Genomic DNA, 5,486 nt, shown 5'->3' with positions numbered 1-5,486 from the left:
ATGCAGCAAGTTCAATACCACTCGCATGTGAATGGTCACGGCGGCTATGGCGGTGATTTCGGCGCTACAACTGGGAGAAACCACTTGGGTTCATATCATAACGATTCAAAACAACCCTTGCCGTTCACAAACAACGGTAGTGATTTTGATGGATTTACAAACAACGGTGCTGTCGGTGCAGAAACCCGCCCCCGCAACATCGCCTTTAATTACATAGTGAGAGCAGCATAATGACAACGCAAAAATATTCTTTAGAGCCCGAAATGGCAGTATTAGGTAAGGACGGATTAGCCGAGAAAGCTGGTTGGGTGAATGTCTACCACACTGATCAGATGACAAGGGAATTTACCGGCGCTGATATTGAATACTTAATGTTGGGTGTCAGTGTATCAGTGGGTGCTTATCCCGATGCGCCGGAGCTGCCGAAGTCTGATGATTTGGCTGTTTGTCGTAGTGTGAATGGAAAGTGTTGGGAAACCATCCCAGACTATCGCGGAAAAATTGCTTACAACAAGCAAACCTGCGCACAGCAAGAAGTTACTAAACTGGGTGAATTACCAGAAACCCTGACTTTCAAACAACCCACAACTCATTTCGACAAGTGGACCGGTAAAGAATGGATTACCGACAAAAACGCTCTGAAAGTGAGTCAGATTGAGCAGGCAGAGCAGCAACGTGCCACACTTTGCCAACAAGCTAATGAGGCCGCTACTTTATTACAATATGCTGTCGATACTGAACTGGCCTCAGAAGAAGAAAAAGCACAGCTACTGAGCTGGAAAAAGTATCTGGTATTACTGAGTCGTGTTGATATCTCACTGGCTCCTGATGTTGAATGGCCTAAGATACCAGAATGATAAAAATAAGGGCTGCCTATGCAGCCCAATGACAATAATAATTTATCTGCCTTCTTCGAGATTATTCCCACCTATTGTGCTTTATGATGCTATTTCGTTATTCACCGAGGAAGATCATTTTAACCTTACAGGCTCAGTATTCTGCCGATTAGTTGTAGATTACACCATCTGAATTACCTTATTAGTATTACTAAAAAACCTGCTTTCTTAAACAGGTTCTTGTCAACAGTCAGAGATCTTTAAGCTTCTATCATAAACAGGATCTTTAGCGCCAACCGGTTATTTTAGATAGAAAAAAGGCTTTATTTATGATCTGATAATTGTCGCCAAACAAAATACCGAGAGCAGAGAATAAAGCCGATGACAATTATCCCCACAAAACTTCAGTTAATGCAATTCTTCAGTGACGTTTTTCTTGAAAAAACCGCCCGCCAATGTGGCTTTATGGAACGACTCAGAAATATTGGGCCACAGTCTCTGGTTCTCAGTCTGATTGCCGCACTGAGCAAAGGAAACTGCACCTCCATCGCTGACCTGCACCGGCAATTTAACGGCATGTGTCTGAGTGAAAAACACACTGTCGTCTATAAGCCCTTCCATAATCAGTTGCGTAAAAGCGCTTTCGCCGATTTTATGAAGACGCTGGCGACGTTTGCTATGGCTCAGTTGATTGAAAAAGCTTTGCCACCCTTACCCAAAAAATTCAGCCAGTTTGACGATATCCTCTTGCAGGATGGCAGCTCATTCAACGTTCATCCCGAGTTAGCCGGGGTTTTTCCCTGTCGTTTCAGTCCCTTGAAGGCGGCGGTTGAGTGCCATATGACCCTGTCTTTTTTCAGCCAATCGCCCATCGCCATGACGGTGACCGCAGACACGGCCTCCGAGCGGGCTTATCTGCCTGCCCCTCACACCTTACGCAATAAATTGCTGCTGGCGGATGCCGGTTACGTGGATTTCGGGTACTTCGAACAACTTTCCCTGTCCGGGGGGTCATTTATCGTTCGGGGAAGCCAATCGCTTAATCCCCTGATTGTCAGCGCCCGAAATGGACAGGGACGACAATTACCGACACTGGCGGGCAAAAAACTCCGGGAGGTTAGTCGCAAAAACAACCGTGCTGAAGTGCTGGATTTCACCTGTCGGCGTGGCCGATTCGAATTTCGAGTCATCCGGCGTTGGTTTGCGCAGGAAAAACGCTTCTGTTTTTGGCTCACCAATCTGCCGCCATCCCACTTTACCGCCGATGACATCATGGCGGTCTATCGCTGTCGCTGGCAGGTCGAACTGCTGTTTAAGGAACTAAAATCCCACACCAATTGGACAGGCTTTGCAACCGGCCAGAAAGCGATAGCGGAAGGGCTCATCTGGGCAAGTTTGCTGGCGTTGATAGTCCGGCGCAGTCTGGCGAGGCGGTTTTTGCCTTCAGTTTCCTTTCTCAAGGCCGCCAAAAATGTTGATGTCTGGTTATTGCCGATATTGGGCGCGATTATTCATCATGCCGGGTCGGAAATAGAACACCCTCTGGATTGGGCCCTGAAATATCTTTCCAAAAATGCGTTGAAGTTGCCCCAAGGAAAATCCAATAAAAATAATGGGTTGGAGGGTATTTTCGAGAGGCTTAATACTTAAGGTTCAGTGTATGAAGCTTCTATAGGTCTGGTTATAGTTATATTAATAGTGTATCATTTTCTTACCATTGCAAGATGCTATTGATTTAAATATTATTATTATGGAAAAGGGAAACAGTTAAGTTAGTGAAAAAATACCGTGTTACTCCAAAATTATCTTAATTTTTCGTTGTATTCTAATACAAAAATTTTAAATATAAGAAACTGAAAAAATATTAGCTGAGCATTAATGTTTAAGAAATGTTCAGTGCGGATTTAATTCTACTCAAATAATTATTATCATAGAATTTTTCTATTGCATTTTTGATATCAATACTGTCAGGTAGTGGCTTCCCGCCAACAATATCTTGTAGGAGGTTTACCAACACATCAGGCCTATCAACAGGATATAGGACTCCATTCATAAAGTTTTGAATAATGTCTGATGGACCTGTTTTACAGTCAGAACTGACACAGTAAATGCCATAGGAATTAGCTTCACCAAGTACCATTGGTAAGCCTTCATGTGTTGATGTAAGTAATAATGCGGTTACTTCTTTTATATTATTAACAATGTAGTCCCAAGGATTTACTTGCCAGCCGTGCCATAAAATTTTTTGTTCTATATTTAAATCAGTTGCTAACGATTGTAGAATACCCACATCATCTCCTGATCCCAAGATATTTAATTCCCATCTTCCTTTAATTTGTGAAAGAGCATGGAACATACTTTGCAAATTTTTCCCTTCTCCTGCAATGACTCTTCCTACATAGATAAATCTCGATATATTTTTAGGACGAGTAATAACTATTGATGTTCTTGATATTGGGTTAAAAATTGTATGTATTTTATTATTGGGAACTCCAATATTGCTTAAATAGTTAGAATTGCCGGTACTAATGGATAGGTGGTAATCTGCTTTGAGTGTAAATATTGCTTTATATGCAGAATACAGGGAACGGTGGATCCAAGAGAATACAGGTATTTTTGTGAATGAGATTTTCCTGGCTAAGTTAGATATGTAACAACCTCGTGTGGAAATAGCAATAATCAAATCAGGATTTTCTTGTTTGATGCACCTTGAAAATTGAAATGCAAAATGAATTCGGCGAATTGTTGGGTTCCTTATTTGCGAAAAGATACGTTTATATTTCATTCCTTTTAGCCAGATGTCATTAGAAACATTCTTATTTTCTTTGAAAAAGACAAAACTAACATCTACATCTGCATTGTCTTGAGAGAGTAAAGAAGTACATTTCTTACAAACAGTTTCTGTGCCACCAGAACCACTAAGCTCATAGCCTACAATAATTATTTTTTTCATGATAATTTCCACCTACATAAAGAATAGATCATAAATGAGGGTTATACCAAACGTGAGAAGGATAGCTCTATAGGAAAATAAAAAGCATAGTGAATACATCCCCTATTCTTAAACAAAAGCCTAAAGTTATATGGGCTAAAAAGCAAGAAATTAAAGAGAGCAACAACTGGTAATAGTCTGATTAGATTGTTTTTTATGAGTTTCATATCTATGTATCGATAACATATTCATATAATGGTAAAAAATAATTCCACTTTTGAAAAAAGGAAGCTGGGACTCTATCTCTACATCCAGCTAAATCCTTAATTAGTACCATACTATATATTTTTCACCATGTGAATTAAAATAATATGGTAATTTTTGAAACCTGAATACTTTAAATATAGAAGAACTGAATAGCTTCCCCAAGTAGTAGGTCACTTTACTTTATCACTTGCCAAGTAAGGGATTGGGCTAACATTACAGCCGTATTTCCTTTTTTCAACAGAAGGACACTTATAGGAAAGATTCAAACCATGTGGTTTTTTTGCGTCGTGAACATCAGAAAAAACACGGATCTTGGGTTCTTACGGCTGTAGTATTAGGCTATATCCTTTAATTAACCGGCGTCAATTTTAGCAATAGGCAGATACAGCTGAGTTTCAACATCGACAGGTAATTTCTAGCTGTTTTTTCGTAGCGGGTGGCTATATGCCGGTACCTCTTCATCCCTCCAAAGCACCTTTCCACAACATTTCTTTAATATAACCTAACGTCAAATTTATAGCTCTTATCTGTTCTCTTTTTTTCGTTAGACTTATGGCGAACAACAGCTTTAATCCCTTTACTTTTTAACTCATTACGAAATACAGATGTTTTATTATTGTCATCGGGCTGCATAAGCAGCCCTTATCATCATTCTGGCATCTTAGGCCATTCAATATCAGGCGCTAGTGAAGAATCAACATGGTTCAGCAATACCAGATACTTTTTCCATTCAAGTAACAGTGACTGTTCCTCTTCCGAAGCCAATTCAACATCAACGGCATATTGGAGCCACGTAATGGTTTCATTAGCTTGTGTGCACAGTGTGTCGCGTAGTTGTTCTGCCTGCTCAATCTCACTGTCCTTTATTGCTGCTTTGTCAGTCACCCACTTTGAGCCATCCCATCTATCAAAATGAGTAGCAGGTTGTTCGAATGTTAGGGTTTCAGATAGTTCACCCAGATTGGTAATTTCTTGCGGTAATCGAGTTTGTGTGTTGTAAGCTGTTTTTCCACGATAATCGAGTACAGTTTCCCAGTGTTCTCCATCTGCTGTGCGCCTAACAGCCATAGAATCGGATTCAGGAAGTGTTGGAGCATCTGTATAGGAACTGGCCGGTATTCCTATCCCCTTCATTAGATATTCTGGTGCCGCGCCGATAAACTCCCTTGAATGAGGTGCTGCATGGTAGATTGTCAGCCAGCCCGCTTTTTCTGCCAATCCATCTTTACTCAATATTGCTGTTTCCGGTTCTAAAGAATATTTTTGCGTTGTCATTATGCTGCTCTCACTATGTAGTTAAATGCGATGTTTCGGGGACGGGTTTCGTTACCGCCTGTGGCTCCAGTTTCAATGCTGCCATTGCGTTTCCAGTTGCTACGGCCAAAATATTCTGCGGCTGAACCGGCGTCATACAAAGAATTTGTATGAGTGTGCGATTTAAATTCGTCCGC

Annotated in this window: 4 protein-coding genes and 2 pseudogenes; 3 read left to right on the top strand and 3 right to left on the bottom strand. The window is 40.9% G+C overall.

Annotation, left to right across the window (positions count from 1 at the left end; translation table 11 throughout):
* The 3 genes and pseudogenes from ACGF63_RS22230 to ACGF63_RS22220 all read left to right on the top strand — a co-directional run.
* Positions 1-231 (top strand): annotated as a pseudogene (locus ACGF63_RS22230) (histidine kinase); the annotation flags it as partial.
* Complete coding sequence (locus tag ACGF63_RS22225) at positions 231-857, top strand: tail fiber assembly protein (RefSeq protein WP_387633255.1); 627 nt, start codon at positions 231-233, stop codon at positions 855-857. The pseudogene ACGF63_RS22230 and the gene ACGF63_RS22225, both read left to right, overlap by 1 nt.
* Before the next feature lie 360 nt (positions 858-1,217).
* Positions 1,218-2,486 carry an IS4 family transposase gene (locus tag ACGF63_RS22220; RefSeq protein ID WP_387633253.1) on the top strand — a complete coding sequence of 423 codons (1,269 nt, stop codon included), beginning with the start codon at positions 1,218-1,220 and terminating at the stop codon, positions 2,484-2,486.
* Between the two features lie 232 nt (positions 2,487-2,718).
* Here ACGF63_RS22220 and ACGF63_RS22215 read toward each other — a convergent pair whose 3' ends face one another.
* From ACGF63_RS22215 to ACGF63_RS22205, 3 genes and pseudogenes are all read right to left on the bottom strand, one after another.
* Complete coding sequence (locus tag ACGF63_RS22215; RefSeq protein ID WP_387633251.1) at positions 2,719-3,789, bottom strand: glycosyltransferase; 1,071 nt, start codon at positions 3,787-3,789, stop codon at positions 2,719-2,721.
* A gap of 594 nt (positions 3,790-4,383) precedes the next feature.
* Positions 4,384-4,632: pseudogene (locus tag ACGF63_RS22210) on the bottom strand (transposase); the annotation flags it as partial.
* A gap of 51 nt (positions 4,633-4,683) precedes the next feature.
* A complete protein-coding gene (locus tag ACGF63_RS22205; RefSeq protein WP_387633249.1) occupies positions 4,684-5,310 on the bottom strand; it encodes a tail fiber assembly protein in 627 nt (208 codons plus the stop codon).
* Positions 5,311-5,486: the final 176 nt, after the last annotated feature.

It is taken from the genome of Photorhabdus sp. RM322S (assembly GCF_042879395.1).
Taxonomy (GTDB): Bacteria; Pseudomonadota; Gammaproteobacteria; order Enterobacterales; family Enterobacteriaceae; genus Photorhabdus; species Photorhabdus khanii.
Note: the sequence above shows the minus strand (reverse complement) of the source record. Positions and strands in the feature narration are given on the sequence as shown.